We start from the raw sequence: 1,690 nt of genomic DNA on the forward strand, positions 1-1,690 counted from the left end.
AACTAACCTGCCCCGTTAGTTCAATAAGAAAAAAGGCTTCACTCCTTCTTGAAGTAAAACACCCGTTAGTTGAAGAACTAAACATCACTTATTTGACTTGACTTCCAATCAAAATGTCTTGTAACTGGTCAACACTTTTGACAATATAGGTAGGGTTAGAATGACTTAGTTCTTTATATGAACCATATCCATAAGTTACTCCAATAGAGTCAATACCGTTATTATTTGCCCCAATGATATCGTGCTTCTTGTCACCAATCATAATAAAGTCATCTAGCTTATGCCCATTGTACATATCGAGTATGTATTGAATAATCTCTGTTTTTGCTGTTCTTGTTCCATCAATATTACTTCCGACAACAAGGTCAAAATATTGGTCAATATTAAAATGAATTAGTATTTGTTCAGAAAATACAGTAGGCTTTGATGTTGCAACAACTAAAGTGAAATTTAGGTCTTTCAATGATTTCAATAGTAACGATATATTTGAATATAACTCATTTTCAAACATCCCTATCTCTCTAAACCTTTCCCTATAAAAATCAATGGCTTTTTGCGTATTTTCCTCATCGAAATTGTAATATTCAGCAAAAGAATCTTGAAGTGGTGGACCAATGAAACATTCAAGTTTATCAATATCAGACTCAATAATGTGCATTTTCTGCAATGCATATTGAACAGACTTCGTTATACCTACTTTAGGGTCTGAAAGCGTTCCGTCTAAATCAAATAAAATTATTTTGTATTTGTCCATATTAAACTCCCCTTTGTATCAAATCCCAACTTAACTTTATCATAAGAATCTTTAAAAAAATCAAGCACTTATTCAACTAACCTGCCCCGTTAGTAAAATATCAATATGTCTTAATTTCGATAGAAATGGCAATATTTCCTTTAATGATACTTTTTTGAGGGGGAACAAAATTGCTACTGTCAAAAGCATGGGAAGCATTTGAATCTGATAAAAGAATCGAAGGCTTTTCTCCACAGACATTAAAGGCTTATCGACTCCAATTAACATTACTTATTAATTATTTTAAGATGTTGAAATAACAATTCTTGACACTAATCTATTGAAAGAATACCTTGCGATTTCAGGGAAGCATTTAAAACMAGCRAGTCTTGCACATAGAATCCGATTTCTGAAATCGTTATTCCCTTGGTCCCATGAAGAGGGCAACATACKWAAGAATCCAGCTGCRAAAATTAAWKAACCGAAAGTGGGCAAGCGRATWCMYAAGTATTTAACCGAAAKGGAAATCGAACTTTTGCGTGAAGCCTGTCATTTACCAATWGARAAAGCRATCTTTGAGTTAATGTTTTCTACCGGTTGTCGAATCGGAGAAATCGTTTCGTTAGAAAAGAACCATATTAATTGGTCCAATCAATCTACAATAGTTAGAGGAAAAGGGATAAGGAGAGAGAAGTTTATTTTAATATACGCTGCGACATATGGCTTAAATGCTATATGGACAGTCGCACTGACAATAATCCTGCCATTTTCGTCACTGAAAGGCACCCACATATAATGAGTGTCGCCCAAATGAGATACATCATCAAGAGGATTTCAAATCGTGCTGGAATTAATAAAGAGATCCATCCACATCAACTCAGACACAGCTATGCTACTCATTTGTTGAATAATGGAGCACCAATTGAAGTTATTCAAAGTCTTCTGGGACACGAGAAG

Annotated in this window: 1 protein-coding gene and 1 pseudogene; one reads left to right on the top strand and one right to left on the bottom strand. The window is 34.3% G+C overall.

Going from position 1 to position 1,690, the window contains the following annotated elements; translation table 11 throughout:
- Positions 1–88: 88 nt before the first annotated feature.
- Positions 89–754, bottom strand: coding sequence for an HAD hydrolase-like protein (locus tag AC1DOS_RS19950; protein WP_477538885.1), 666 nt, complete (start codon positions 752–754; stop codon positions 89–91).
- A 170-nt stretch (positions 755–924) separates the two neighbouring features.
- Here AC1DOS_RS19950 and AC1DOS_RS19955 point away from each other — a divergent pair.
- Positions 925–1,690: pseudogene (locus AC1DOS_RS19955) on the top strand (tyrosine-type recombinase/integrase); the annotation flags it as partial.

The sequence above is a fragment of the Paenisporosarcina sp. P5_A11 genome (genome assembly GCF_056400705.1).

What these genes read in the sequence shown, in the direction of transcription:
- AC1DOS_RS19950 (WP_477538885.1), bottom strand. Translation starts at nt 754, where the DNA reads ATGGACAAATACAAAATAATTTTATTTGATTTAGACGGAACGCTTTCA.